Below are 25,816 nucleotides of genomic sequence, written 5' to 3'. Positions count from 1 at the left end.
CCCCGACATGAGTCCCGTTCTCGCTGGCGTGCTCCAGCTCCTCGCGCTCGTGGCCGCGCTGGCCCTCGCGTACCGTCCGCTCGGCGACTACATGGCCGGCGTCTACTCCTCCGACAAGCATCTGCGCGTCGAGAAGTGGATCTACAAGGGCATCGGTGCCCACCCCGGCACCCAGATGCGCTGGCCCGCCTATCTGCGCGGCGTGCTCTCCTTCTCCCTGGCGAGCCTGCTCTTCCTGTACCTGCTCCAGCGGATCCAGGGCTCGCTCCCCGGCTCGCTCGGCTTCAAGGCGATCGACCCGGACCAGGCGTTCAACACCGCCGCGTCCTTCGTCGCCAACACCAACTGGCAGTCGTACTACGGCGAGCAGGCCATGGGCCACGTCGTGCAGACCGCCGGTCTCGCGGTGCAGAACTTCGTCTCCGCGGCCGTCGGCATCGCCGTCGCCGTGGCCCTGGTGCGCGGCTTCTCCCGCTCGCGCACCGGTGAGCTCGGCAACTTCTGGGCCGACCTGGTGCGCGGCGTCGTCCGCATCCTGATCCCGATCTCCGTGATCGGCGCGCTCGTCCTGGTCGCCTGCGGCGCGATCCAGAACTTCTCCGGCATCCACGGCGTCGGCCAGTTCCTGGGCGGCGAGCAGCAGTGGAACGGCGGCGCGGTCGCCTCCCAGGAGGTCATCAAGGAGCTGGGCACCAACGGCGGCGGCTACTTCAACGCCAACTCCTCCCACCCCTTCGAGAACCCGAACCCGATCTCGAACCTCTTCGAGATCTTCCTGATCCTGGTGATCCCGTTCGCCCTGACCCGGACCTTCGGCCGGATGGTCGGCTCGCTCCGGCAGGGCTACGCGATCCTCGCCACGATGGCGACGATCTGGCTCGGCTTCACCGCGCTGATGATGTGGACCGAGTTCCACCACGGCGGACCGGCGTTCGATCTCGCGGGCGGGGCGATGGAGGGCAAGGAGACGCGGTTCGGCGTCGGCGGCTCGTCGATCTTCGCGGTGGCCACCACGCTCACCTCCACCGGCGCGGTGAACTCCTTCCACTCCTCGTACACCGGCTTCGGCGGCGGGATCACGATGCTGGGCATGCAGCTCGGCGAGATCGCACCCGGCGGCGTCGGGTCCGGCCTCTACGGCATGCTCGTCATGGCGATCATCGCGGTCTTCCTCGCCGGTCTGATGGTCGGCCGCACCCCCGAGTACCTGGGCAAGAAGCTCGGTACCCGCGAGATCAAGCTCGCGGCCTGCTACATCCTCGTCACGCCCGCGCTCGTCCTCGGCTTCACCGGCGCCTCGATGGCGATGGACACGCCGAAGAACTCGATGACCAACAGCGGCGCGCACGGCTTCTCGGAGATCCTGTACGCCTTCACCTCCGGCGCCAACAACAACGGTTCGGCCTTCGCGGGCCTGAACGCGGACACGCAGTGGTTCAACACCACGATCGGCCTCGCGATGCTCCTCGGCCGGTTCCTGCCGATGGTGTTCGTGCTCGCGCTCGCCGGATCCCTCGCCGAGCAGCGGCCGATCCCGAAGACGGCGGGCACTCTGCGCACCGAGAAACCGCTGTTCACGGGCCTGCTCGTCGGCACCATCATGATCATCACCGGTCTGACGTACTTCCCGGCGCTCGCGCTCGGGCCGCTCGCCGAGGGTCTCGCGTCATGACCACCCACACCAGGAAGCAAGAGGAGCGCAGCTCCATGACCACCGCTACTCCCACGCGCGCGCCGCACCAGGACGTGCCGACCGGCCACAAGCCGGACGACGGCAAGGTCGGCGGCGGTCTCTTCGACCCGGCCCAGCTCCTGAAGTCCTTCCCGGACGCCCTGCGGAAGCTCGATCCGCGGGTGATGGTCAAGTCGCCCGTGATGTTCGTGGTCCTGATCGGCTCGGTGCTGACCACCGTGCTCGCCTTCAAGGACCCGGGCGACTGGTTCGGCTGGACGATCGCCGCGTGGCTGTGGCTGACCACGGTCTTCGCCAATCTGGCGGAGGCGGTCGCCGAGGGCCGCGGCAAGGCCCAGGCCGACACGCTGCGCAAGGCCAAGACCGACACGGTCGCCCGGCGCCTGTCCGTCGACGGCAGGAGCGAGGAGCAGGTGCCCGGCACCGACTTGAAGGTCGGGGACCTGGTCGTCTGCGAGGCGGGCGACATCATCCCCGGCGACGGCGACGTCGTCGAGGGTGTGGCGAGCGTCGACGAGTCGGCGATCACCGGTGAGTCGGCGCCCGTCATCCGCGAGTCCGGCGGCGACCGGTCCGCGGTCACCGGCGGTACGAAGGTCCTCTCCGACCGCGTCGTCATCAAGATCACGACCAAGCCCGGCGAGACCTTCATCGACCGGATGATCAACCTGGTCGAGGGCGCGGCCCGGCAGAAGACGCCCAACGAGATCGCGCTGAACATCCTGCTCGCCTCGCTGACCATCGTCTTCCTGCTCGCGGTCGTCACGCTCCAGCCGTTCGCCGTGTACGCCGGTGCCGAGCAGTCCATGATCGTGCTCTGCGCGCTCCTGGTCTGCCTCATCCCGACGACCATCGGCGCCCTGCTCTCCGCGATCGGCATCGCGGGCATGGACCGCCTGGTCCAGCGCAACGTCCTCGCCATGTCCGGGCGCGCCGTCGAGGCCGCCGGTGACGTCTCCACGCTGCTGCTCGACAAGACCGGCACCATCACGCTCGGCAACCGCCAGGCCGCCGAGTTCGTGCCGGTGCGGGGCACCACCGAGGCCGAGGTCGCCGACGCCGCGCAGCTCTCCTCGCTGGCCGACGAGACGCCCGAGGGCCGCTCCATCGTCGTCCTCGCCAAGGAGAAGTACGGGCTGCGCGAGCGCCACCAGGGCGAGCTGGTGGACGCCGAGTGGATCGCCTTCACCGCCCAGACCCGGATGTCGGGCGTGGACGTGGACGGGCGCAAGGTCCGCAAGGGCGCGACCGGCTCGGTCGTCGCCTGGGTCCGCGAGCGCGGCGGCACCGTCTCCGACGAGGCCCAGGAGCTCACCGACACGATCTCGCAGGCGGGCGGCACCCCGCTGCTCGTGGCGATCGAGGACACCGACGGCGCCCGCGTGCTCGGCGTCATCCACCTCAAGGACGTCGTCAAGGAGGGCATGCGGGAGCGGTTCGACGAGCTGCGCCGCATGGGCATCAAGACCGTCATGATCACGGGTGACAACCCGCTGACGGCCAAGGCGATCGCCGACGAGGCGGGCGTGGACGACTTCCTCGCGGAGGCCACGCCCGAGGACAAGATGGCGCTCATCAAGCGCGAGCAGGCCGGCGGCAAGCTCGTGGCGATGACGGGTGACGGCACGAACGACGCGCCCGCGCTCGCGCAGGCCGACGTCGGCGTGGCCATGAACACCGGCACCTCGGCCGCCAAGGAGGCCGGGAACATGGTGGACCTGGACTCCAACCCGACCAAGCTCATCGAGATCGTGGAGATCGGCAAGCAGCTGCTCATCACGCGCGGCGCCCTGACGACCTTCTCGATCGCCAACGACGTGGCGAAGTACTTCGCGATCATCCCGGCGATGTTCGCGGTGGTCTACCCGGGCCTGGACAAGCTCAACATCATGGATCTGTCCAGCCCCAAGTCCGCGATCCTGTCGGCCGTCATCTTCAACGCGCTGATCATCGTGGCCCTGGTGCCGCTGGCCCTGAAGGGCGTGCAGTACCGGCCGATGAGCGCCGACCGGATGCTGCGGCGCAACCTCGGGATCTACGGTCTCGGCGGTCTGGTCGCGCCGTTCATCGGCATCAAGGTCATCGACCTGCTCCTCTCCCTCATCCCCGGCATTGGGTGACTTGGCATGAATAACTCCGTCGGAAACACCGCCCGGTTGCTGGGCGCGGGCCTGCGGGCCGTGCTCGTCCTTACCGTGGTCTGCGGCGTGATCTACCCGCTCGTCGTCACCGGCGTCGCCCAGGCCGTCTTCAACAACAAGGCCAACGGCTCCGAGATCAAGGACGGCGGGAAGGTCGTCGGCTCCGAGCTCATCGGCCAGCGCTACGACCTGCCCCTGAAGAAGGGCCAGGAGACGCCGGAGCCGGACCTGAAGTGGTTCCAGCCCCGGCCCTCCAACGGCCTCGGCAGCAACAGCGTGAACACCCAGTACAAGCTGCTCCTGTCCGGGGCGACCAACCTCTCGGGCGACTCCGGGTCCGTCAAGGACAAGGACGGCAAGCAGGTCTGCGACCCCAAGGCCGCGGACGGGCTCTGCGCCCAGGTGAAGGCCGCCAAGGACGCCGTCGTCAAGGACAACTCGACGGCCGACTTCAAGGTCAGCCCCTCGGACGTCCCCGCGGACGCCGTCACGTCCTCCGCCTCGGGCCTGGACCCGCACATCTCACCGGCGTACGCCGACCTCCAGGCGCACCGGGTCGCCGAGCGGAACCACCTGGACGTCAAGGCCGTCGAGAAGCTGGTCGACGACCACACGGACGGCCGTGTCCTCGGCTTCATGGGGGAGCCCCGGGTGAACGTCCTGAAGCTCAACATCGCCCTGAAGCACCTGGCCGCGGCCAAGGGCTGACGCCACCCCGTCCTGTGGGCCCCCGGAGTGTCCGGGGGCCCACAGGCCTGCGCGGAAGCGCCCCGGAGGGGCGCGGGGGTGTGTCTCTGTGCGGCTCCGCCGCGGGGCGCGACCAGCCACGACGAAGCCGCGGGCGGCCGACGGTCCAGCGCGGCACACCCGGCGGAGCGCCCGGCGCATCAGGGTTGCGTCAAGGACCCTCAGGAACGCCCGCCTCGTCCGTTTTACCGCGATTGTTGGCCGTAAGGTCGACGCTGCGTACACAGCAGTTTCAGGAAGACAATGGGGCCATGGCACGCGGCAAGCTTCGGATCTACCTCGGTGCGGCACCGGGTGTCGGCAAGACGTACGCGATGCTGTCCGAGGCCCACCGCCGTGTCGAGCGCGGCACGGACTGCGTGGTGGCGTTCGTCGAGCACCACGGGCGGCCGCGCACGGAAGTGATGCTGCACGGCCTGGAGGTCGTACGGCGCAAGGAGCTGGAGTACCGGGGCGCGGCCTTCACCGAGATGGACGTGGACGCCGTGCTGCGCCGGGCCCCGGCCGTGGCGCTCGTGGACGAGTTGGCCCACACGAACGTGCCGGGCTCGCGCAACGCCAAGCGCTGGCAGGACGTCGAGGAGCTCCTCGAAGGGGGCATCGACGTCATATCGACGGTCAACATCCAGCATCTGGAGTCGCTGGGTGACGTGGTGGAGTCGATCACGGGGGTGCGGCAGCGCGAGACGGTGCCGGACGAGGTGGTGCGGCGCGCGGACCAGATCGAGCTGGTGGACATGTCGCCGCAGGCGCTGCGGCGGCGGATGGCGCACGGCAACATCTACAAGGCGGACAAGGTCGACGCGGCCCTGTCGAACTACTTCCGGCCGGGCAATCTGACGGCGCTGCGGGAGCTGGCGCTGTTGTGGGTGGCCGACCGGGTCGACGAGTACCTCCAGCAGTACCGGGGCGAGCACAACATCCGCTCGACCTGGCAGGCCCGCGAGCGCATCGTCGTCGGCCTCACCGGAGGCCCCGAGGGCCGCACGCTCATCCGGCGCGCCTCCCGCATGGCCGCCAAGGGCTCCGGCAGCGAGATCCTCGCGGTCTACATCGCCCGCAGCGACGGTCTGACCGCGGCCTCGCCCAAGGAGCTCGCCGTCCAGCGCACCCTGGTCGAAGACCTGGGAGGAACGTTCCACCACGTCATCGGCGACGACATCCCCGCCGCACTGCTCGACTTCGCCCGGGGCATCAACGCCACCCAGATCGTCCTCGGCTCCTCGCGCCGCAAGGCCTGGCAGTACGTGTTCGGGCCCGGCGTCGGCGCCACCGTGGCCCGCGACTCCGGGCCTGACCTGGACGTCCACATCGTCACGCACAGCGAGGTCGCCAAGGGGCGCGGCCTTCCCGTGGCGCGCGGCGCCCGGCTCGGCCGCTCCCGCCTCATCTGGGGCTGGCTCGCCGGCGTCGTGGGGCCCGCGCTGCTCACCCTGCTCCTGACGCACATCGACGTCGACCTCGGCCTCGCCAACGACATGCTGCTGTTCCTGACCCTCACGGTCGCGGCGGCCCTGCTCGGCGGCATGCTCCCGGCCCTCGCCTCCGCGGCCTTCGGCTCCCTGCTGCTCAACTACTTCTTCGCGCCGCCGCTGCACCAGTGGACGATCTCCGACGCCAAGAACATCGTGGCGATCTGCGTCTTCGTGTCCGTCGCGGTGTCCGTGGCCTCCGTGGTCGACCTCGCGGCCCGCCGCACCCACCAGGCCGCGCGCCTGCGCGCCGAGTCGGAGATCCTCTCCCACCTCGCGGGCAGTGTGCTGCGCGGCGAGAACAGCCTCGCGGCGCTCCTGGAGACCATGCGGGAGACCTTCGCGATGGAGGCCGTGGCCCTCCTGGAGCGCGAGAACGACACGGCGCCCTGGACCTGCGCGGGCAGCGTCGGCACCGGCGCGCACGTGGGCCGTCCCGAGGACGCCGACGTGGACGTGCCCGTGGGCGACCACATGGCGCTCGCCCTGTCGGGCCGGGTGCTGCCCGCGGAGGACCGCCGCGTGCTCGCCGCGTTCGCCGCGCAGGCCGCGGTGGTCCTCGACCGGCAGCGCCTGCAGTCCCAGGCCGACCAGGCGCGCACCCTCGCCGAGGGCAACCGCATCCGCACCGCCCTGCTCGCCGCCGTCAGCCACGATCTGCGCACCCCCCTCGCCGGGATCAAGGCGTCGGTGTCCAGCCTGCGCTCCGAGGACGTGGAGTGGTCCGATGAGGACCAGGCCGAGCTGCTCGAAGGCATCGAGGCGGGCGCCGACCGGCTCGACCACCTGGTCGGCAACCTCCTGGACATGTCGCGCCTCCAGACCGGCACCGTCGCCCCCCTGATCCGCGAGATCGACCTCGACGAGGTGGTGCCGATGGCGCTCGGCGGCGTGCCCGACGGCAGCGTGGACCTCGACGTCCCCGAGGACCTGCCGATGGTCGCCGTCGACAAGGGCCTCCTGGAGCGCGCCGTCGCCAACGTCGTCGAGAACGCCGTCAAGTACGCGCCCGAGGACGCGCCGGTCCTGGTGTCGGCGAGCGCCCTGGGGGACCAGGTGCAGCTGCGCGTCGTGGACCGCGGCCCCGGCGTCCCCGATGACGCCAAGGACCGCATCTTCGAGCCGTTCCAGCGCTACGGTGACGCTCCACGCGGCAGTGGCGTGGGCCTCGGCCTCGCCGTCGCCCGCGGCTTCGTGGAATCCATGGAGGGGACCCTCAACGCCGAGGACACCCCCGGTGGCGGCCTCACGATGGTGCTGACGCTGAAGGTGGCGGGCGGCCGGCCGCCGGTCGTGCCCGACCTCTCCGCCCAGATGACCTCGTGACCGCCACCGCCGGCCGCGCACGGGGCACAACCAGCCGCACGAGCGGCGCTGACAAGCCCGAAAGGCAGGTAGGAATGACCCGGGTGCTCGTGGTCGACGACGAGCCGCAGATCGTACGCGCCCTCGTGATCAACCTGAAGGCGCGCAAGTACGACGTGGACGCGGCACCGGACGGCGCGACCGCCCTCCAGCTCGCCGCCGCCCGCCACCCCGACGTGATCGTGCTCGACCTCGGTCTGCCCGACATGGACGGGGTGGAGGTGATCAAGGGGCTGCGCGGCTGGACGCGGGTGCCGATCCTGGTGCTCTCCGCCCGGCACAGCTCCGACGAGAAGGTCGAGGCCCTGGACGCGGGCGCCGACGACTACGTCACCAAGCCCTTCGGCATGGACGAGCTCCTGGCCCGGCTGCGGGCCGCCGTGCGGCGGGCGGAGCCCACCGGGGCGGGCGAGGACGACGTCACGATCGAGACCGAGGACTTCACGGTCGACCTGGCCGCGAAGAAGGTCAACCGGGGCGGGCGCGACGTGCGCCTGACCCCCACCGAGTGGCACCTCCTGGAGGTCCTCGTACGCAACGCGGGCCGTCTCGTCAGCCAGAAACAGCTCCTCCAGGAGGTCTGGGGGCCCTCGTACGGCACGGAGACGAACTACCTGCGGGTCTACATGGCCCAGCTGCGGCGCAAGCTGGAGACGGACCCGGCGCACCCCCGGCACTTCATCACGGAGCCGGGGATGGGCTACCGCTTCGAGCGGTGACCTGCCGGGGCCCGCGCCCCGGCGTTGCGGGGGTGTCGGGGAGCACCGGTAGGCTCGGGGTATGAGTGCTGTTCCTGGATCCGACAAGCCCGCCGGCCGCTTCCGGCGCATGCTCGACCGGCTGTCGTCCTCCCAGCAGGACTTGGACTCCCAGGAACTGCGCGAGGACGCCGAGACGGCCGGCTGCACCCGCATCGGCGACTGCCACGACCGCCAGATCGTCACGGTTACTGGTACGTTGCGCACGGTCACCCTGCGGCCACGAGCCGGTGTGCCCGCCCTGGAGGCGGAGCTGTTCGACGGCTCCGCCGCGGTGGACGTGGTGTGGCTCGGCAGACGTTCCATCGTCGGCATCGAGCCGGGCCGCCGCCTGATCGCCTCGGGGCGGATATCCATAGACCGCGGCCGCAGAGTGCTCTTCAACCCCAAGTACGAACTCAGACCGCTCGGACGGGAGTAGCCGGTGACGTCAGTCGACAAGCCGACCGACCAGGGCCTGGCGGGCGCGAGCCCCCAGGACACGGACACCAGGGCTCTGACGCAGGCCGCGCTCTTCGACGCCTTCGGCGGCATCCGCGGCACGGTCGAGACGATGGTCCCGGGCCTGCTGTTCGTGCTGATCTACACGATCAACAAGGACCTGCACAGCTCGGCGATCGCCGCGCTCGGCGTCGCGCTGCTCCTGGTCGTGGTCCGGCTGATCCGTCGGGACACGGTCAAGCACGCGTTCAGCGGCGTCTTCGGCGTCGCGTTCGGCGTCGCCTTCGCCATGTTCACGGGCAACGCCAAGGACTTCTATCTGCCCGGGATGATCTACGGCACCGGGCTCGGCGCCGCCTTCTTCCTGTCGGCGCTCGTGGGCTTCCCGCTGCTCGGCCTGCTGCTCGGGCCGGTCTTCCGGGAGAACCTCTCCTGGCGCACCCGCAACCCGGGCCGCAAGAAGGCGTACACCAAGGCGTCCCTGGCCTGGGGCCTGATCTTCCTCGCCAAGTACGCGGTCCTCTTCCCGCTGTACTGGTGGTCGGACACCGAGAAGCTCGGCTGGGTCCTGATCGCCCTGAAGCTGCCGCCGATGGTCCTCGCGGTGTACTTCACCTGGATCTTCCTGGCGAAGGCCCCGCCGCCCATTGATGTCTTTGCGGAGATGGAAGCCGAGGAGCGGGCCGAGGCCGAGCGCAAGGCGGCCGCCGAGCAGCAGCAGCGCCAGGCCTGACTCTCCCCGCCCACCCGCCCCTGAAGGGGCGGGTGGGCGGGGAAAACGCAGGTGGGGGGTGCCCGAACCTTCCGGGCACCCCCCACCTGCGTACAAAGCCCTACGGCTCTAGTTGCGCGCCGACAGCAGGTCCTCCAGCTGCTCCTCGCGCGCCTGCGCGGCCACGAAGAGCAGCTCGTCACCCGCTTCGAGCGAGTCGTCGGGGGTCGGCGTGAGGACGCGCGTGCCCCGGATGATGGTGACGAGCGAGGTGTCCTCGGGCCACTGGACGTCGCCGACCCGGGTGCCCGCGAAGGCGGACTCCGGCGGCAGCGTCAGCTCGACCAGGTTCGCGTCGCCGTGGCTGAAGCGCAGCAGGCGCACCAGGTCGCCGACGCTCACCGCCTCCTCGACGAGCGCGGACATCAGGCGCGGCGTGGACACCGCCACGTCGACGCCCCAGGACTCGTTGAAGAGCCACTCGTTCTTGGGGTTGTTGACGCGGGCGACGACGCGCGGGACGCCGTACTCGGTCTTGGCGAGGAGCGAGACGACCAGGTTCACCTTGTCGTCGCCCGTCGCGGCGATGACCACGTTGCAGCGCTGGAGCGCCGCCTCGTCCAGGGAGGTGATCTCGCAGGCGTCGGCGAGCAGCCACTCGGCCTGCGGGACGCGCTCGACGGAGATGGCCGTCGGCGCCTTGTCGACGAGCAGCACCTCGTGCCCGTTCTCCAGGAGCTCACCGGCGATGGAACGGCCCACCGCGCCCGCTCCGGCAATGGCGACCCTCATCAGTGACCGCCTTCCTCGGGGCCCTCGGCGAATGCCGCCTCGACCTTCTCGACCTCGTCGGTGCGCATCATCACGTGCACCAGGTCACCCTCCTGCAGGACCGTCTGCGAGGTCGGCAGGACCGCCTCGCCGAGCCGGGTGAGGAAGGCGACGCGCACGCCGGTCTCCTCCTGCAGGCGGCTGATCTTGTGGCCGATCCAGGAGACGGAGGCGTGCACCTCGGCGAGCTGGACGCCGCCGGTGGGGTCGCGCCACAGCGGCTCGGCGCCGGAGGGCAGCAGCCGCCGCAGCATCTGGTCGGCGGTCCAGCGGACCGTGGCGACCGTGGGGATGCCCAGGCGCTGGTAGACCTCGGCGCGGCGGGGGTCGTAGATGCGGGCGGCGACGTTCTCGATGCCGAACATCTCGCGGGCCACCCGGGCGGCGATGATGTTCGAGTTGTCGCCGCTGGAGACGGCGGCGAAGGCACCCGCGTCCTCGATGCCGGCCTCGCGCAGGGTGTCCTGGTCGAAGCCGACCCCGGTCACGCGACGGCCGCCGAAGCCGGAGCCCAGACGGCGGAAGGCGGTGGGGTCCTGGTCGACCACGGCGACCGTGTGCCCCTGCTGTTCCAGGGTCTGCGCGAGAGCGGAACCGACTCTCCCACAGCCCATGATGACGATGTGCACGTCGCTACCCCGCGCTCCTCACGGCCCACTTGACCTGCGTAAATGCCCTACTCATGACTCTCTTTCGGCGCGCCTGCGCGGCGGCGGCGCATCCCGCCCAGCGGCTCGCGGTGCGGGGCGCTCTCGACCGGCCCGGTGTGTCCGGGTGCGTTTGCAGAGTCCACGGTAACGGCTTTCGCGCGCGGGCCGGAGCCGGAGTGCGCGCGCCCTCGCCGCGGGCCGCTAGTCGACGGAGCGCAGCATGCTCTCCATGGACCTGACCCGTACGTTCAGCTCGGTGAGCTGGTTGCGCACGGCGTCGGCCTCGGACCGGGCGGTGTCCAGGGCCTGGCGGTAGGCCTCCATCGCCGTCGCGTACTCGCGGTCGCGCTCGCGGCCGCGCTGCGTCTGGAAGTGCGCGACGGCGACGATCGCTCCGGCGAGTATCAGGAAGAAGGCGATCGGGATGATCGCGTCGCTCATGGGGGCGTCTCCTCGGGTGAGTGCTGTCCGGCCTCGCTCGCCCCGTCCTGCCGGGCCGCGGCAAGAATCGTATCCACGTTCAACCGCACGTCAAACGGCGCGAGTTCGAAGTACTTGAGGGCCTTGCCGTCGTCGGAGAGCTCCAGCCTGCCGAGCACGAGGTCCGCCTTCTCCAGGCGCTCCAGGTGCATGTAGAGCAGGGGCCGGGAGACGCCCAGGCGCCGCGCCAGCTCGCTCACGTACATGGGGCCCCCGGCGAGCTCCTTGATGATCCGGATCCGCTGCGCGTGGCCCACCGCCGAGAGGAAGGCAAGCAGCTCCTCGCTGTTCATGGCCCGCCTCTGTGCCGTCCCGATACCTGTCAGCCAAGGCTTACGCACGCCGTGAAGCACTGTCAAACCCTCCGCCGACCCGGAGTTTCCCGCTGGATCTGACAGTTGACGCACTCATCCTTCACCTGTCAGTCTGCGCTTACACATCACGTGTCAGTCAGTTCTTACACATGAAGCACGGCTATGCAGTGGGGGTCGGAGACATGGGGATACGAGGGTCGGGCGGGGAGCGGCGGTCGGTGACCGTGCGGGTGGCGCGGTGGAGCGCGCTGCACCCGTGGCGGGCGATCGTCGGCTGGTTCGTCTTCGTGGCGCTGTGCCTCGGCGCGGGCAGCGCGGCCGGGATGAACAGCGCGGCCTCGGAGGACTACCGGGTCGGCGAGGCCGGGCGCGCCGAGGCCATGGCCTCCCAGGGCGACCTGCAGATCAAGTCGCTGGAACAGATCCTGATCAGCGGCAGGGCCGGGAAGCTCGACGAGGCCAAGGCCGACGCCGCCGTGCGGGACATCACCCGGCGGATGCGGCGGCTGCCCGAGGTCGACGAGGTGGGCGCGCCCGTCCGCTCCGCGAACGGCGAGGTCATCCGCGTACCCGTGACGCTCAACGGCCCGGAGCAGAAGGCACGCGAGATCGTCGTCCCGCTCCAGGAACTGACCGAGAAGATCAAGAAGGCCCATCCGGGCGTGGTGGTCGAGGAGACCGGCGCCGCGTCCGTGAGCAAGGGCGTCGACGACCAGCGGGACGAGGACCTCGCCTTCTCCGAGGCGATCACGCTGCCCATCACGCTGATCACGCTGGCCCTGGTGTTCGGCTCGCTGCTGATGGTCGGCGTCCCGCTGCTGCTCGCCGTCACCTCGATCGCGGCGACCATGGGCCTGGCGATGCTGACCTCGCACCTGCTGCCCGACACCGGCGTCGGGCTGAGCATGATCCTGCTCATCGGCATGGCCGTCGGCGTCGACTACACGCTCTTCTACCTCAAGCGCGAGCGCGAGGAGCGGGCCCGCGCGGGCGGCAGGCTCTCCTCCGAGGCGCTCGTCGAGGCCGCCGCCGCCACGGCGGGGCGCGCGATCGTGGTCTCCGGGCTCGCCGTCATCGTCTCCACGGCCGCCCTGTTCCTGGCCGACGACGTCATCTTCGACTCGCTCGCCACCAGCACCGTCCTGGTCGTGGCCGTCGCCGTGGCCAGCTCGGTCTCCGTGCTGCCCGCGATGCTGGTCAAGTTGGGGCAGCGGGCCGAGCGCCGGGCGGCCCGGCGCCGGGCCCGGGGCAAGCGGGTGCGGCTCCACGAGGAGCGGACGCCGGGCCGGTTCTGGAACGCCCTGCTCGCGCCCGCCCGCAAGCGCCCCGCGCTCACCCTGGGGCTCGCGGTCCTGGCCCTGGTCGGCCTCGCGCTGCCCGCCCTCGACCTGAAGCTGAAGGACCCCGCCCGGGACAGCTTCTCGCGTGAGATCCCGGCGATGCGGGGGTACGACCGGCTGCTCGCCTCCTTCCCCGACGAGCGCCTGCGCTTCCAGGTCGTGGCCCGCTCCGCGCCCGAGCGGTCGGACGACGTCGTGCGCGCCCTGCGCGCCCTGGACCGCGAGGCCGCCGCCGACCCGCTCTTCGCCCGCCACGACACGCCGCGGATCAGGACGTCCGAGGACGGCCGCATCAGCACCCTGGACCTCGGCGCCCGGCACGCCACGTACTCGGACGAGGCCGCGCGGACCCTGGACCACCTGCGCGACGACTACCTGCCCGCCACCGTCGGCAGGCTCAGCGGCGTCGAGACCGCCGTCAGCGGCGACGTGCCCCGCGGCGTCGACTACGTGGCCCACCAGAACGAGAAGCTGCCGCTGGTCCTCGGCGCGCTGCTCCTGCTGACGTTCGCCATGACCGTGTACGCCTTCCGGTCCGTCGTGCTCGGCCTGCTCGGCATCGTGCTCAACCTGCTGTCGGCCGCGTCCGCGCTCGGGCTGCTCGTCCTCGTCTTCCAGGGCGAGTGGGCCGAGGGCCCGCTGTCGTTCGAGTCGCTGCACGGCATCTCCGCGCGCGTGCCGCTGTTCCTCTTCGTGATCCTCTTCGGGCTCTCGATGGACTACCAGGTGTTCGTGGTCAGCCGGATCCGGGAGGCGGCGCTGAACGGCGTGCCCACCCGCAAGGCCGTCATCGACGGCATCGCGTCCTCGGCGAAGGTCGTCACCAGCGCGGCGATCGTCATGGTCACCGTCTTCGCCAGCTTCGTGATGCTGCACATCCTGGAGATGAAGCAGATGGGCTTCGTGCTCGCGGTGGCGGTCCTGGTCGACGCCTTCGTGATCCGCGTCATGATCCTGCCGGCGGCGCTCCTGCTGCTCGGCCGCGCCACGTGGTGGCCCTCGAAGGCGGTGCGGCGCGCCGAGGAGCGACTGGCCCGCGGTGCCGTTCCGCAACCGGGCCCGGGCGCGGAGCCGCTGGTCACCGGGGCCGGGACGACGACCGGGCGGTGAGCGGGCGCACCCCGGCCAGCGGTGGGTGGCCCGTCCGGTCCCGCGGGACCGGACGGGCCACCCACCCTGTCCCTTGAACATCTCTTTAACCTTTTCCCCAGGAGGTCTTGACAAGTCCGGGGTACTGGGTGGGCGACACGCTGACGGAGCGCTTACGATCCTCTGCGTGTCCAAACTGACCGACGTGCCCAAACGGATCCTCATCGGGCGCGCACTGCGCAGCGACCGGCTGGGAGAAACGCTCCTGCCGAAGCGCATCGCCCTCCCCGTGTTCGCATCCGACCCGCTCTCCTCCGTCGCGTACGCGCCCGGCGAGGTGCTGCTCGTCCTGTCGATCGCGGGCGCGTCGGCGTACCACTACAGCCCCTGGATCGCCGTCGCGGTCGTCGTGCTGATGTTCACCGTCGTGGCGTCGTACCGGCAGAACGTGCACGCGTACCCGAGCGGCGGCGGCGACTACGAGGTCGCCAACACCAACCTCGGCCCCAAGGCCGGCCTCACCGTCGCGAGCGCCCTGCTCGTCGACTACGTGCTGACCGTCGCCGTGTCCATCTCCTCCGGCATCGAGAACCTGGGCTCCGCGGTCCCCTTCGTCGTCGAGCACAAGGTGCTCTGCGCGGTCGCCGTCATCGTGCTGCTCACGCTGATGAACCTGCGCGGCGTGAAGGAGTCCGGCAAGCTCTTCGCGATTCCGACGTACGTCTTCGTCGTCGGCGTCTTCCTCATGATCGCCTGGGGCGCCTTCCGCGGCTTCGTCCTCGACGACACCATGAAGGCCCCGACCGCGGACTTCGAGATCAAGGCCGAGCACCAGGGCATCGCGGGCTTCGCTCTCGTCTTCCTGCTCCTGCGCGCCTTCTCCTCGGGCTGTGCCGCGCTCACCGGCGTCGAGGCGATCAGCAACGGCGTGCCCGCCTTCCGCAAGCCCAAGTCGAAGAACGCCGCGACCACGCTCGCGCTCATGGGCGCCCTCGCCGTCACCATGTTCTGCGGCATCATCGGCCTGGCCATGGCGACCAACGTCCACATGGCCGAGAAGCCCGCCAAGGACCTCCTGGAGAACGGCGTCCCGGTCGGCGGCGACTACGTCCAGAACCCGGTGATCTCGCAGGTCGCCGAGGCGGTCTTCGGCAACGGCAGCTTCCTGTTCGTCGTCCTCGCCGCGGCCACCGCCCTCGTGCTCTTCCTCGCCGCGAACACCGCGTACAACGGCTTCCCGCTGCTCGGCTCGATCCTCGCGCAGGACCGCTATCTGCCGCGCCAGCTGCACACCCGCGGCGACCGCCTCGCGTTCTCCAACGGCATCGTGCTCCTCGCGGGCGCCGCGGCCCTGCTCGTCTGGGTCTACGGCGCGGACTCCACCCGCCTGATCCAGCTCTACATCGTCGGCGTCTTCGTCTCCTTCACGCTCAGCCAGATCGGCATGGTCCGGCACTGGAACCGCCATCTGTCCACCGAGCAGGACCCGGGCAAGCGCCGCCACATGGTCCGCTCCCGCGCGATCAACACCTTCGGCGCCTTCTTCACGGGCCTGGTCCTGATCGTCGTCCTCGTCACCAAGTTCACGCACGGCGCCTGGGTCGCACTCCTCGGCATGGTCATCTTCTACGCGACCATGTCCGCGATCCGCCGCCACTACGACCGGGTCGCCGAGGAGATCGCGGCCCCCGAGGGCCCGACCGACGACAGCGTCCGCCCCTCGCGGGTGCACTCCATCGTCCTCGTCTCCAAGATCCACAAGCCGACGCTGCGCGCCCTCGCGTACGCCAAGCTGATGCGCACGGACACCCTGGAGGCGCTCAGCGTCAACGTCGACGCGGCGGAGATCAAGGCCCTGCGCGCCGAGTGGGAACGGCGCGGCATCTCCGTGCCCCTGAAGGTCCTCGACTCGCCGTACCGCGAGATCACCCGCCCGGTCATCGAGTACGTGAAGTCGCTGCGCCGCGAGAGCCCGCGCGACGCGGTGAGCGTGATCATCCCCGAGTACGTGGTGGGCCACTGGTACGAACACCTCCTCCACAACCAGAGCGCCCTGCGCCTCAAGGGCCGGCTGCTCTTCACCCCCGGCGTGATGGTCACCTCCGTCCCCTACCAGCTGGAGTCCTCCGAGGCCGCGAAGAAGCGGGCCCGCAGGCGCCAGGAGTGGAACGCGCCGGGGTCGGTGCGGCGGGGGCCGGTGGAGAAGCGGGCGAAGGAGAAGAGCGGCAAGGGCTGAGCGGGGGCCTGGGCCTGGGGCGGGGCCAGGGCCGGGGCCTGGGAGCCCGGGGGCCTCTTCGGGCCTGGGGCCCGCCCGGCCCGGGTACGCGTTCGGCGCGTGCCTTGCGTACGGCCTTCGGCCTTGCGCGTGTCTTGTGCACCGGCGTTGCGCACCGGCTTTGCGCATGCCTTGCGCACCGGCCCTGCGTACGCCTTCCGTGTGCCGGAGTGAGCGGCCGGACGACACCCACGTAGACTGGTGGGCTGTTGTCCGGCCGCTCATCCTTTGACGTTGTGGAGTCACCCCGCCATGCAGGCAGAACCGAAGAATTCACTGGTGGGGCAGGAGTACGAGGTCGAGGTCGGCCCCGTCGCCCACGGCGGCCACTGCATCGCCCGCACGGCCGAGGGCCGCGTCCTCTTCGTGCGCCACACCCTGCCCGGCGAGAAGGTCCTCGCGCGCGTCACGGAGGGCGACGAGTCCTCCCGCTTCCTGCGCGCGGACGCGGTGACGGTCCTCGAACCGTCCAAGGACCGCGTGACGGCCCCCTGCCCCTACTCCGGCCCCGGCCGTTGCGGCGGCTGCGACTGGCAGCACGCCAAGCCGGGCGCGCAGCGCCGCCTGAAGGGCGAGGTCATCGCCGAGCAGCTGAAGCGGCTCGCGGGCCTGACGCCCGAGGAGGCGGGCTGGGACGGCACGGTGGTGCCCGCGGAGGGCGACAAGCTCCCGGCGGGCGAGGTCCCGCAGTGGCGCACCCGCGTCCAGTACGCGGTGGACGCCGAGTCCGGCCGGGCGGGCCTGCGCCGCCACCGCTCGCACGAGGTCGAGCCGGTCGACCACTGCATGATCGCGGCGGCGGGCATCAGCGAGCTCGGCATCGAGCAGCGCGGCTGGGCGGGCATGGAGTCGGTCGAGGCCATCGCGGCGACGGGCTCCCAGGACCGCCAGGTCATCCTCACCCCGCGGCCCGGGGCCCGCCTGCCCATCGTCGAGCTCGACCAGCCGGTCTCGGTCATGCGGGTCGGAGAGAAGGACGGCGGGGTCCACCGCGTCCACGGCCGCCCCTTCGTCCGCGAGCGCGCGGACGGCCGCACGTACCGCGTCGGCAGCGGCGGCTTCTGGCAGGTCCACCCCAAGGCAGCGGACACGCTGGTGACGGCGGTCATGCAGGGCCTCCTCCCGCGCAAGGGCGAGACGGCCCTCGACCTGTACTGCGGCGTGGGCCTCTTCGCGGGCGCCATCGCCGACCGCGTCGGCGACGAGGGTGCCGTCCTCGGCATCGAGTCCTCCAAGCGCGCCGTCGAGGACGCCCGCCACAACCTCGCCGCGTTCGACCGCGTCCGCATCGAACAGGGCAAGGTCGAGTCGATCCTCCCGCGCACGGGCATCACCGAGGTCGACGTCATCGTCCTCGACCCGCCCCGCGCGGGCGCCGGCAAGGCCACGGTCCGCCACCTGGCGGGCCTGGGCGCCCGCCGCATCGCCTACGTGGCCTGCGATCCGGCCGCGCTGGCCCGGGACTTGGGGTACTTCCGCGAGAGCGGGTACCGGGTGCGGATGCTTCGGGCGTTCGATCTGTTTCCGATGACGCATCATGTGGAGTGCGTGGCGGTGCTGGAGCCGACGGAGAGGCGCCGCTGACCTGCCGTTTTCCATTTCAGGTGGTCAGCTCGACCTGTTTTCGCTCGCGGAATGCGTCGACTGAGGTTTGCTTGTGCAGGACGCTCTGAGCTGCAGGTTCAAGGGCTGGCGTGGGTCTCGCAGCGACGTGGCGATGCGCAATGCAGAATTTTTGACGCTCGGATGACGCTCGAATATCGGAAGCCTCAACCTCGGACCTCTCCGGCCCTGGGCCGCAGACCGGGGCCATCGGCACGGGGCAAGGACCCCGGTTCGGGGGGGGGGGGCTGCACCTCGCCAGCGGCGGCGCGTGTGCTGCTACCTCGTCGCACGCACCTCGGAACCGAGACCGCGGCCCGACTGGGCCACGAAGGACAGCGTCGTGGTCCGAGGTCTTGAGCGGCTGGTATCACCTCGCCGCCAAGATACCAGTCCGGTATCATACCTGTATGGCGATGACACTCCGACTCCCCGAAGACCTTGACGCGATGCTCACCGAGCGGGCTCGTCGGGAGGGTCGCAGCAAGCAGGAACTTGCCATCGAGGCCATCCGTGACGCCCAGCACCGGGCCGAGCTCAAGGTTGATGACGTCCTGGCCGAGCTGATGGACAGCGATGCGGAGATCTTGGACTACCTGAAGTGACCCAAGTGCGCTACATCCATATCGACGAGATCCTGGCCATCGCTCGCACGGTCAACGGTACCGAGCACAGCGTGCGTGACATGGGCCTTTTGGTGTCGGCGATCGAACGGCCCCGGACGACTGTGTTCGGGGCCGAGCTGTATCCCACGCTGCACGAGAAGGCTGCGGCGCTGCTGCACTCCGTCGCTCGCAATCACGCGCTGATCGACGGCAACAAGCGCACCGCCTGGCTTGCCATGCGTGTCTTCCTGCGGTTCAACGGCGTCAGCGCCAGTACCACCCCGCCACCCGTCTCCGTGGCTGGCCCGTTCGTCGAGGAAGTCGCGCAAGACAACATCGATGTACCGGCTATTGCCAAGCGCCTGTCGGCCTGGTTCCCCGTTTCCTGACGTTCGACGTCGTGGGTACGGGACGGAATGAGGTTCTGGGAGCGGTGCTGGCTTCTGTCAGTCCGCCGGGGGACTGATCCGTTCGTTCAGCGGGTGGATTCGTATGCTTTCGCGAGATGGGGCAGCGGGTCCGCTCGGCGCGAGAATGGCGTCCCACGCGCCTTCCCGCTTGGGCGGCAGGCAAGGCCCACATTGGCTACGGCGGCTTCTTCCCAACTAACACCCGCCCCTGCTTTCCCAGCGGTCACGGAACGCGCTGTCCGTGCCCATCGCGCCTCCTCCGTGCGCACTGAGCCGGTCCTCTTTGTTCCAACAAGCTGTGTCTGCGGTATCCACCGTCCACGTCCACAGCTTGGAGGGGGACTAGGTGCCGGAGAAATGGATACGGGCTCTCGTGGCGGACTTTGGATCCGAGTGCAAGGAGCGTCTGCGGGTCAGCGACACGGAGGCGTCCGTCAGCCTGCCGGTGGCGAAGCTGATGGAGACATTCGGGGCGCGCTGGAAGCTGAGTCCTCGCCTTCATCCCGAGCATCCCTTGCCCGAGGTCCGGGGCGTCCGGACTATGCGGTGGAGACGTCGGGGCGCATCACCGGCTTCCTGGAACTGAAGGTGCCAGGGCACGACGTCACGCCCGACGGCTTCACGAAGCGGGACCGGGAGCAGTGGGAGCTGATGCGCGGACCGCGGTGGCCCAGTACCTGTCCGGTTCCTGCGGGCACAACTCGGGCGCGCAGGTGCGCCCGGGCGAGGGCTCGTGCGGCGGTGACGCGGTCAGGGTTCTCGTCGGTGGCCTCGGCAGCGTCGAAGGCCGGGGTGCCGCCCAGCCCGTGTTCCGGGTCGTCGAAGTTGTCCAACCTGGTCTTCGGTGCGGGAGACGCCGCGTAGGCGTCGCTTCCCCAGTCCTGCCGGTCGGAGAAGACTGGGCGGGTGCCAGTCTTTCGCGCCCACGACGACGAGGACCTTCGGAGTCATCCCCTCGATGGCGGTCGTGGCGAGCGGTGCGTAGGGCTGGGCCGCCGGGCCATCCAGATCCGTGCCCCGGCCGGGCGCGGCGATCATGAGGCCGGCGCCGAAGCGTGTGTCGACGGCTCACCGGCAGGTTCAGGGCTGACAGGCGTGCTCGCCGTAGCTCGGGTCGGTGAGCGTCGGCGGGTTCACGAACTGGCCGGCGCACGGGCTGTCGGCCCCCGAACCACTCGGCGAAGGAGGGCATCCCTTCGCCCTCCGATTGCCGAGCAGCCGTGGAGAACCGTGCGGCGCACGTCGGCGGCGAACGGCCCGTCGTAGGAAGCAGGGCCGTGCTGCTCCGTGGCCGATGCCACGGAGCAGCACGTTGGTTACCGTCAGAAGCCGACGTTCGGATCGTTCGTCTCCTCTTCCGGGTCCACGCTGTACAGCGGGCGGTCCTCGATCCCCAGAGCGCGCATCAGCTCGTTGGTCGGAATCCTGTACCTACGTCCGACGCGGACGACAAGGCAGGGGAACTCGTGCTCGCGGATCAGCCGGTACGCGGTCGTCGAGCCGATTCCGAGTGCTCGGGCCGCCGTGCGCAGGTCCACTGCGACGGGCAGGTCGAACATCTCCGTGAAACTGAGGCGGCCCTCTGCCGGGTCCTTCACCCTCGCCTCCCCGCAGGGCGGACCGGCCGGGTGATCGCGCGGCGCCCGAGCCGTCGCCTCTTCCCGGGGCTGTGACCCGCCGAACGGCCCTGCGAGCCGTCGTCGGTGTCGATGAAGATTCCCTGTCGGCGCAGATGCTCCGGGCGCACCCGGAAGCGCAGCGGTGCGCACAGACCGTCCGGGCCGTCCGGACGGTCGACCCGTACGTCCAGGCTCTCCGCCGCCGGAGCGTCCGCCTCCTCGCCGGACGCAGTGAGAGCGTGCTCCTTGGTGATGCGTTCGATCTGGGTGGAGGGAAGCTCCCGCAACCCTTCCCGGGCGAGATGCCACGCCCTGGCGCGCGCCGCGTGCAGTAGGGAGGAGTCGGTGAGACAGCTCGCGCCGTCCCGATCCGCCAGCTTCTCCAGGAGAGCCAGGACCATCTCGGCCTCCACGTCCGATCGGTCGGCCCGCAGGCGCGTGCAGACCCGGTGGACCGTCCCGGTCAACCGGGGCAGGGCCAGCCAGATCGCCAGAAGTTTGCCCGTGCTGTCTGGAGTCAGGTCGCTCTGCGCGGCGCGGATGGCCTCCTTCCAGACCGCGGTGGCGAACTGCGGGTCGGAGCCGGGGCCGTACAAGGCCTCGTGCGTCTCGGCAGCGGTCAGCCGGACCGGATCAGCCTCGTCGGCGTCCGTGGGGACGAGTACGAAGACCGCGTCATTGGTCCGGGGATCGTCGAAGTGCCGCCTCACCGAGGCGAACGCACTGCTGTGTGGTGGATACATCAGGAAATGTCCTCTCTTCAGACTGTGGAAACCTGAGTCCGGAGGTGCTGGAGATACCGAGATGCTGGGCTAGGTGGGTCCTGTGGTGGGGACATACCGCCTCACATCCGTGTCAAGCGGAGATGAGTCCCACCAGCCTCACTTTGATGCGTGAGCATGCGGCAGTGGTCTTCTCGACCAGGTAACGCCGCCTTTGACCACGAGCGTGTAACAAGCGCGGCAGCCAGGCCGCGAGCTCGCCGGTGACGAAGTTCGCGAGGCTGGTGGGTGCCCGTACAGAACGGGCACCCACGAACTGTTGCGTTCAGGCGGTCTCGGAGGACGAGGTGTCCGGCGCCTCGGCGGGCGGGGTCGCCGGGGTGGTGTCCTCGGTCTGGACGGCCGCCCGCCGACGGCGGCTCGGCGGCCAGTCAGGGGACTGGCGCAGACGGGCTGCCCGGCGGTTGCGCTGACGGCTGTTCATCGGGTTCGCGGTTCCTCTCTGATGAGTCGATGGATGACTAAGCCGCCATTTCGTGCTTCTGCGAGCGGCTGGTGCCATCGTGCCCGGGGGTGAAGCGGGGCCGCAGAGCGAAAACTGAGGGATAACTGAGTCCCCGGGGGCGTGAAGAAGCAAGCGCGTGTGAAGCGGCACGGCGCGGCGCACAGATGAAGGAGCGCCGACGAGGGGCCGGATCACTGACTGTGGCGCGGTGAGGGGGAGGCGATGGAGGGGTACGTGCTGGGCCCGGTGCGAGCCGAAGGGGGTGGCGGCAGGAGGGTGGTCGAAGGGTCGAAGGTGGCGGCCCTGTTCGCGCTCCTGGTGACCTCGCCAGACTGCCGATGTAAGAGGAAGGACATAGCCGAAGTCCTCTGGGAGGGCGTCGAGGACGTCGGCGATCTGGTTAACCGCGTCGTCGCCGACCTGCGGAAGCGGCTGGGCCAGGAGTCCGTGCCCCATAGCGGCAAGTCGGGTTACTGCACGCTCCGCGTGCCGGTGGGGGACGTCGACCTGCTCCGCTTTCGCGAAAAGGTGAAGCAGGCTGAGGGGCTGACCTGCAAAGCGCGGTTCGAGCTGCTCGGCGCCGCCTTGGAGGAGTGGGACGGCGAGGACGAACCGCTGCACGGACTGTCCGAGACCGGCTTCAACTTGCGTCGGGAGGGGCTACGGGCCGAATTGATGGCCGCCGTGTACGCGCGGCTGGACGCAGCCTACAAGTCCAGGGAGGTCAAATGGCTGCGCGAGGAGACGGAGAAGTGGTTCGAGCGCACGCCGGAACTGCCCCAGATCTTCCGGTTCTACCTGCTCGCCCACGCAGACCTGCCGGAGTCCCGACGTGAGCGGCTCATCGAGAAGTGGGAGAAGCGCAACGGAAGAAAAGGGGACGTCGATGTACAGAGCGCCATCGACCAGGTCCGGGGAGAGGGCCGCCGGCCGGGCGGGGCTCTCCTGCCCCCCGTTCCCGACCAGTTGCCCGGCGGCAGGCGCAAGCCGATCGGGCAGGACGAGCTGATCGGTGACCTCTTCGAGGCCGTGTGCGAGGAACAGGACGCCGGCAATCTGGCGCTGGTCCTGATCAGCGGCATGGCGGGCGTCGGAAAGACCACGGTGGCCGAGAACCTCGCCGGTCGGCTGCGGGAGCGGTTTCCCGACGGGGTGCTGCGCGGCGAACTGAACGGATTCGCCGACGGAGACGTGCGGCCCGCCGAACCGGACGAGATCCTGGACGGTTTTCTGGCCGCGCTACCGCCCTACACCACGGTGACCGGAACGGAGAGCAAGAGCAACGCGCTGCGGTCGGCGCTGGCCCACAGGTCGGTGCTCATCGTCCTCGACGACGCACTCAGAGCCCAGCAGGTGCTGCCGCTCCTTCCCGGAGACGGTACCTGCGCCGTGATCGTCACCAGTCGTAATGACCTCTTGCGGCTGCAGTCCGAGAGAAAGGTGCTGTTCCGCAAGATGGAGCCGCTGCACGAGGCGGACGCCCTGGAGGTACTCCAGGAGAAAGTGTCGGCCGAGGACCGGGCCAAGCACGCCGTGCCCTTCAGCAAGCTGGTCCACCTCTGCGGTCGGCTGCCGTTGGCCCTCGTGGTGGTGGCCCGGCTCTTGGAGGTCGGTGCGCGTCCGCTGCACACCCTCCCTGCGCTGGTGCGGGAGATGGAGAAGGAGCTGGAGCGGGCGAAGCTGGACACCCTGGACCTGCCCGAGCACGAACTGTCGGTCCGCGCCGCGCTCAACTGCTCCGTGCGCGTGCTGAATGAGGAAGCCCGGCTGCTGCTGTGGCAGCTCGCCGTCCACCCCGGGCCCAGCGCTTCCTGGGAGGCGGTGATGGATCTGAGACGGGCAGTGGACGAAGGGACGCGTACCGACCGGGCCCTGGTGAACCTTGTGGCGGCGAACCTGGTGGAACGTCACGGCGACCGCTACGGGCTGCACGACCTCGTGCGGGCCTTCGCCCTTCGGCACGTGTGGCCGGTGCCGGACGGAGAGAACGCGGAGATCGAGCGGGCGACCGTACGACAGGTGCTGGAACACCAGATGCACAATGTCCGCGCCTGCGATCGGGTGCTCGATCGCGAACGCACCCTGCCCACCGGCGAGCCCGGAGCGGTCAGGGTCACCGACCCCGCGGACCTCACGGAGGCGATGGCGTTCCTGGACGAGGAGTACGCCACCGTCCAGCGAGGCATTCACTTGGCGATCAATCGGCGTATCGACCGGTACGTATGGCTGCTTCCGATGACCCTGGTCATCTACCAGTGGCGCCGCCGCCTGCTCGATGATGCGCGGCAGAACCTCCGGTACGCCGCCGAGGCGGCGGAAACCGTCGCCGGTCCGGTCGATCGCGCCATGGTCCACCGGTCGCTGGCAGGGACCCACTGGCGGCTCGGTGAGTACGACTTGGCGGTGGGCGCCCTGCGCAGGGCTGTCCGGCTCAGCGAGGAGGACCACAGCGCGGCAGGCCGGCGGAGTCTGGCCCGTACGCTGCACCGGCTCGGGCTCACCCTGCGCAAGCAGGACGACCTGACGGGAGCGGAGGAAGTGCTCCGCCGTGCACTGGAGTTGTGTCGGGAGGTGTCCGACCGGGTCGGGGAAGCGGCTGTTCTGAACGTCCTCGGCGCGATCCACCTCGACCGGGGCGAGCACGAGCGGGCGCTCCGTCGGTGCGCCGACGCTCTGGGCGTGGTGGAGCGCACGGCGGAGCGCAGCGGCCTGGCCGATGTGCTGTTCACCCTGGCCAAGGTGCACCTGGCCCGTTCCGAGCGGGACGAGGCCATCACCCTGTACCGGCAGGCCTCCGACATCTACTGCGAACAGGAGAACTGGCCCAACGAGGACAAGGTACGCATGCTCTTCGCTGATGTCCTGGTGTCCGCCGGCGACACCGACGCGGCGGTGCGGGAGCTGGAGAGAGTCATCGTGCTGCGTGAGCTGATGGACGGTGAGGGGGGGCGGGAGGTCCGGGAGCGGCTGGAAGGGCTGAGGTGACCCGCCTGATCGGCGGCCGTCGGCTCACCGTCAAAGCCGGGGCGGATGCGTGCGGTAGTACTCGGTCGGGTCCGGGCGCAGGGGCTTCGATGGCCGTTGCGAGCCGAGCTGGGGTAGGTAGCGGCGGAGCCGATCGAACACTTCACGGACATCCGCGGGGCGCTCCGCCGCCTTCCACCGGACCATCCACAGCGTCAGGGAGGCGAACTCCGGGGGTAGTTTGGCGAGCCGGTCGGCCGGCAGCACCGGGGTGCCCTCTTCCGCCCGCTCGTCCTGTCCGCCGTAGGGCAGGCGCATCACGGTCATCTCCAGCAGGATGCAGCCGAGTGCGAAGATGTCCGCTTGCCGCGTCAGACCTGACGGGCACGCGTCGGACTGCTCGGGGGAGGCCCAGCCGCGCGTGCCTCGTGCCCATTTCGTCTCCTGATCCGCCACGACCGCGTGGCCCATGTCAATGAGCCGGAGACGGCCGTCCGGCTGCACGATGACGTTCTCGGGCTTGAGATCGCAGTGCACCAGATTCCGGTCGTGGACTTCTGCCAGAATTTCGCACAGTTGGCCGATGGTCGCCGCAACGGTCCCAGGATCCTTAACGGGCAGGGCCGCCGACAGGACCTTCTGCAGTTGGTGCCCTTCGACAAATTCCATGACCAGGCACCGGCGTCGCCGGTGTGTCCCCGTTGCGATGACTTCGGGAATTGCCCGGATTCCCGTCAGCATCATCATGCGTGATCCCTCTTTGAGGAGTTCATCGCCGGCCCAGTGGAAATCGCTCTCGGGTCCGAGGTCCCGGGCCTTCTGAAGCTTCAGCGCCACCTTCTGCCCGCTGTTGCGGTCACGCCCGAGGAAAAGGTCGCCTTGGCCGCCATCGCCGACCATGTCCAGCACTTCGTAGCGCCTCTCCACATCGCCGACCTCCTCGATCTCCCGCATGGTCATCCACCTTTCGTCCGTACGGAAATGGAGCATGAAATGTCACAGCCATGGCTGCCCCCCGACGGGGTAACCCGCACGTCCGACGTCATCACGGTATCCGCCGGAATGTTCAAGGGGGGAGAGT

General features: G+C 69.9%; 21 protein-coding genes. 13 read left to right on the top strand and 8 right to left on the bottom strand.

Annotated features, from left to right (window positions below; translation table 11 throughout):
- Positions 1-7 precede the first annotated feature (7 nt).
- From kdpA to AC5WAM_RS11335, 7 genes are all read left to right on the top strand, one after another.
- Positions 8-1,672 (top strand): potassium-transporting ATPase subunit KdpA, encoded by a 1,665-nt coding sequence (kdpA, locus tag AC5WAM_RS11365; protein WP_138962247.1) that lies wholly within the window; start codon positions 8-10, stop codon positions 1,670-1,672.
- A complete protein-coding gene (gene kdpB, locus AC5WAM_RS11360) occupies positions 1,669-3,813 on the top strand; it encodes a potassium-transporting ATPase subunit KdpB (RefSeq protein WP_495522529.1) in 2,145 nt (714 codons plus the stop codon). The genes kdpA and kdpB overlap by 4 nt, the downstream gene beginning before the upstream one ends.
- A gap of 6 nt (positions 3,814-3,819) precedes the next feature.
- The gene (locus tag AC5WAM_RS11355) at positions 3,820-4,542 is read left to right on the top strand and encodes a potassium-transporting ATPase subunit C (protein ID WP_495522528.1); all 723 of its coding nucleotides are present in this window, start codon (positions 3,820-3,822) and stop codon (positions 4,540-4,542) included.
- Positions 4,543-4,832: 290 nt separating this feature from the next.
- Positions 4,833-7,379, top strand: a complete 2,547-nt coding sequence (locus AC5WAM_RS11350; protein WP_366793691.1) for a DUF4118 domain-containing protein — start codon at positions 4,833-4,835, stop codon at positions 7,377-7,379.
- Positions 7,380-7,453: 74 nt separating this feature from the next.
- Positions 7,454-8,137, top strand: coding sequence for a response regulator (locus AC5WAM_RS11345; protein ID WP_138962251.1), 684 nt, complete (start codon positions 7,454-7,456; stop codon positions 8,135-8,137).
- Positions 8,138-8,198: 61 nt separating this feature from the next.
- A complete protein-coding gene (locus AC5WAM_RS11340; protein WP_242724775.1) occupies positions 8,199-8,597 on the top strand; it encodes an OB-fold nucleic acid binding domain-containing protein in 399 nt (132 codons plus the stop codon).
- Positions 8,598-8,600: 3 nt separating this feature from the next.
- On the top strand, positions 8,601-9,350 hold the full coding sequence (locus AC5WAM_RS11335; RefSeq protein ID WP_366793692.1) for a DUF3159 domain-containing protein: 750 nt from the start codon (positions 8,601-8,603) through the stop codon (positions 9,348-9,350).
- 108 nt (positions 9,351-9,458) lie between these two features.
- On the opposite strand, the gene AC5WAM_RS11330 is transcribed toward AC5WAM_RS11335, so the two are convergent.
- The 4 genes from AC5WAM_RS11330 to AC5WAM_RS11315 all read right to left on the bottom strand — a co-directional run bounded on the left by AC5WAM_RS11330 (position 9,459) and on the right by AC5WAM_RS11315 (position 11,583).
- Positions 9,459-10,121: a potassium channel family protein gene (locus AC5WAM_RS11330; RefSeq protein WP_138962254.1), complete on the bottom strand. Its 663-nt coding sequence runs from the start codon at positions 10,119-10,121 to the stop codon at positions 9,459-9,461.
- Complete coding sequence (locus AC5WAM_RS11325; protein WP_366793693.1) at positions 10,121-10,789, bottom strand: potassium channel family protein; 669 nt, start codon at positions 10,787-10,789, stop codon at positions 10,121-10,123. Before AC5WAM_RS11325 ends, AC5WAM_RS11330 begins: the two co-directional genes overlap by 1 nt.
- Before the next feature lie 222 nt (positions 10,790-11,011).
- Entirely contained in the window at positions 11,012-11,251 is a 240-nt protein-coding gene (locus AC5WAM_RS11320; protein ID WP_495522527.1) for a hypothetical protein, read from the bottom strand.
- A complete protein-coding gene (locus tag AC5WAM_RS11315; RefSeq protein WP_495522526.1) occupies positions 11,248-11,583 on the bottom strand; it encodes an ArsR/SmtB family transcription factor in 336 nt (111 codons plus the stop codon). Before AC5WAM_RS11315 ends, AC5WAM_RS11320 begins: the two co-directional genes overlap by 4 nt.
- A 203-nt stretch (positions 11,584-11,786) precedes the next feature.
- Here AC5WAM_RS11315 and AC5WAM_RS11310 point away from each other — a divergent pair, with 203 nt between their 5' ends.
- The 5 genes from AC5WAM_RS11310 to AC5WAM_RS11290 all read left to right on the top strand — a co-directional run bounded on the left by AC5WAM_RS11310 (position 11,787) and on the right by AC5WAM_RS11290 (position 18,904).
- On the top strand, positions 11,787-14,054 hold the full coding sequence (locus AC5WAM_RS11310) for an MMPL family transporter (RefSeq protein ID WP_495522525.1): 2,268 nt from the start codon (positions 11,787-11,789) through the stop codon (positions 14,052-14,054).
- Positions 14,055-14,220: 166 nt separating this feature from the next.
- Positions 14,221-16,269: an APC family permease gene (locus AC5WAM_RS11305; protein ID WP_495522524.1), complete on the top strand. Its 2,049-nt coding sequence runs from the start codon at positions 14,221-14,223 to the stop codon at positions 16,267-16,269.
- Positions 16,270-16,560: 291 nt separating this feature from the next.
- Positions 16,561-17,892, top strand: a complete 1,332-nt coding sequence (locus tag AC5WAM_RS11300) for a class I SAM-dependent RNA methyltransferase (protein WP_495522523.1) — start codon at positions 16,561-16,563, stop codon at positions 17,890-17,892.
- A 428-nt stretch (positions 17,893-18,320) separates the two neighbouring features.
- A complete protein-coding gene (locus AC5WAM_RS11295) occupies positions 18,321-18,515 on the top strand; it encodes a ribbon-helix-helix protein, CopG family (protein WP_471561509.1) in 195 nt (64 codons plus the stop codon).
- Positions 18,512-18,904, top strand: a complete 393-nt coding sequence (locus AC5WAM_RS11290; RefSeq protein ID WP_495522522.1) for a type II toxin-antitoxin system death-on-curing family toxin — start codon at positions 18,512-18,514, stop codon at positions 18,902-18,904. The genes AC5WAM_RS11295 and AC5WAM_RS11290 overlap by 4 nt, the downstream gene beginning before the upstream one ends.
- A gap of 1,343 nt (positions 18,905-20,247) precedes the next feature.
- Here AC5WAM_RS11290 and AC5WAM_RS11285 read toward each other — a convergent pair.
- The 3 genes from AC5WAM_RS11285 to AC5WAM_RS11275 form a co-directional block, all read right to left on the bottom strand.
- Positions 20,248-20,523, bottom strand: coding sequence for a helix-turn-helix domain-containing protein (locus AC5WAM_RS11285; RefSeq protein WP_495522521.1), 276 nt, complete (start codon positions 20,521-20,523; stop codon positions 20,248-20,250).
- Positions 20,520-21,287: a hypothetical protein gene (locus AC5WAM_RS11280; RefSeq protein ID WP_495522520.1), complete on the bottom strand. Its 768-nt coding sequence runs from the start codon at positions 21,285-21,287 to the stop codon at positions 20,520-20,522. The genes AC5WAM_RS11285 and AC5WAM_RS11280 overlap by 4 nt, the downstream gene beginning before the upstream one ends.
- A 304-nt stretch (positions 21,288-21,591) precedes the next feature.
- Positions 21,592-21,750, bottom strand: coding sequence for a hypothetical protein (locus tag AC5WAM_RS11275; RefSeq protein ID WP_495522519.1), 159 nt, complete (start codon positions 21,748-21,750; stop codon positions 21,592-21,594).
- Between the two features lie 243 nt (positions 21,751-21,993).
- Here AC5WAM_RS11275 and AC5WAM_RS11270 point away from each other — a divergent pair, with 243 nt between their 5' ends.
- Positions 21,994-24,756: an AfsR/SARP family transcriptional regulator gene (locus tag AC5WAM_RS11270; RefSeq protein WP_495522518.1), complete on the top strand. Its 2,763-nt coding sequence runs from the start codon at positions 21,994-21,996 to the stop codon at positions 24,754-24,756.
- A gap of 30 nt (positions 24,757-24,786) precedes the next feature.
- Here AC5WAM_RS11270 and AC5WAM_RS11265 read toward each other — a convergent pair whose 3' ends face one another.
- On the bottom strand, positions 24,787-25,689 hold the full coding sequence (locus tag AC5WAM_RS11265; protein WP_495522517.1) for a serine/threonine protein kinase: 903 nt from the start codon (positions 25,687-25,689) through the stop codon (positions 24,787-24,789).
- Between the last annotated feature and the right edge of the window lie 127 nt (positions 25,690-25,816).

The organism is Streptomyces sp. JLYT201, from assembly GCF_059448825.1.
The sequence above is the reverse complement of the archived record's forward strand: the minus strand, read 5'-3'. Positions and strand labels throughout refer to the sequence as shown.

What these genes read in the sequence shown, in the direction of transcription:
- AC5WAM_RS11330 (WP_138962254.1), bottom strand. Translation starts at nt 10,121, where the DNA reads ATGAGGGTCGCCATTGCCGGAGCGGGCGCGGTGGGCCGTTCCATCGCC.
- AC5WAM_RS11310 (WP_495522525.1), top strand. Translation starts at nt 11,787, where the DNA reads ATGGGGATACGAGGGTCGGGCGGGGAGCGGCGGTCGGTGACCGTGCGG.
- AC5WAM_RS11300 (WP_495522523.1), top strand. Translation starts at nt 16,561, where the DNA reads ATGCAGGCAGAACCGAAGAATTCACTGGTGGGGCAGGAGTACGAGGTC.
- AC5WAM_RS11315 (WP_495522526.1), bottom strand. Translation starts at nt 11,583, where the DNA reads ATGAACAGCGAGGAGCTGCTTGCCTTCCTCTCGGCGGTGGGCCACGCG.
- AC5WAM_RS11295 (WP_471561509.1), top strand. Translation starts at nt 18,321, where the DNA reads ATGGCGATGACACTCCGACTCCCCGAAGACCTTGACGCGATGCTCACC.
- AC5WAM_RS11345 (WP_138962251.1), top strand. Translation starts at nt 7,454, where the DNA reads ATGACCCGGGTGCTCGTGGTCGACGACGAGCCGCAGATCGTACGCGCC.
- AC5WAM_RS11280 (WP_495522520.1), bottom strand. Translation starts at nt 21,287, where the DNA reads ATGTATCCACCACACAGCAGTGCGTTCGCCTCGGTGAGGCGGCACTTC.
- AC5WAM_RS11355 (WP_495522528.1), top strand. Translation starts at nt 3,820, where the DNA reads ATGAATAACTCCGTCGGAAACACCGCCCGGTTGCTGGGCGCGGGCCTG.
- kdpB (WP_495522529.1), top strand. Translation starts at nt 1,669, where the DNA reads ATGACCACCCACACCAGGAAGCAAGAGGAGCGCAGCTCCATGACCACC.
- kdpA (WP_138962247.1), top strand. Translation starts at nt 8, where the DNA reads ATGAGTCCCGTTCTCGCTGGCGTGCTCCAGCTCCTCGCGCTCGTGGCC.
- AC5WAM_RS11320 (WP_495522527.1), bottom strand. Translation starts at nt 11,251, where the DNA reads ATGAGCGACGCGATCATCCCGATCGCCTTCTTCCTGATACTCGCCGGA.
- AC5WAM_RS11270 (WP_495522518.1), top strand. Translation starts at nt 21,994, where the DNA reads ATGGAGGGGTACGTGCTGGGCCCGGTGCGAGCCGAAGGGGGTGGCGGC.
- AC5WAM_RS11350 (WP_366793691.1), top strand. Translation starts at nt 4,833, where the DNA reads ATGGCACGCGGCAAGCTTCGGATCTACCTCGGTGCGGCACCGGGTGTC.
- AC5WAM_RS11340 (WP_242724775.1), top strand. Translation starts at nt 8,199, where the DNA reads ATGAGTGCTGTTCCTGGATCCGACAAGCCCGCCGGCCGCTTCCGGCGC.
- AC5WAM_RS11265 (WP_495522517.1), bottom strand. Translation starts at nt 25,689, where the DNA reads ATGCGGGAGATCGAGGAGGTCGGCGATGTGGAGAGGCGCTACGAAGTG.
- AC5WAM_RS11275 (WP_495522519.1), bottom strand. Translation starts at nt 21,750, where the DNA reads ATGAACAGCCGTCAGCGCAACCGCCGGGCAGCCCGTCTGCGCCAGTCC.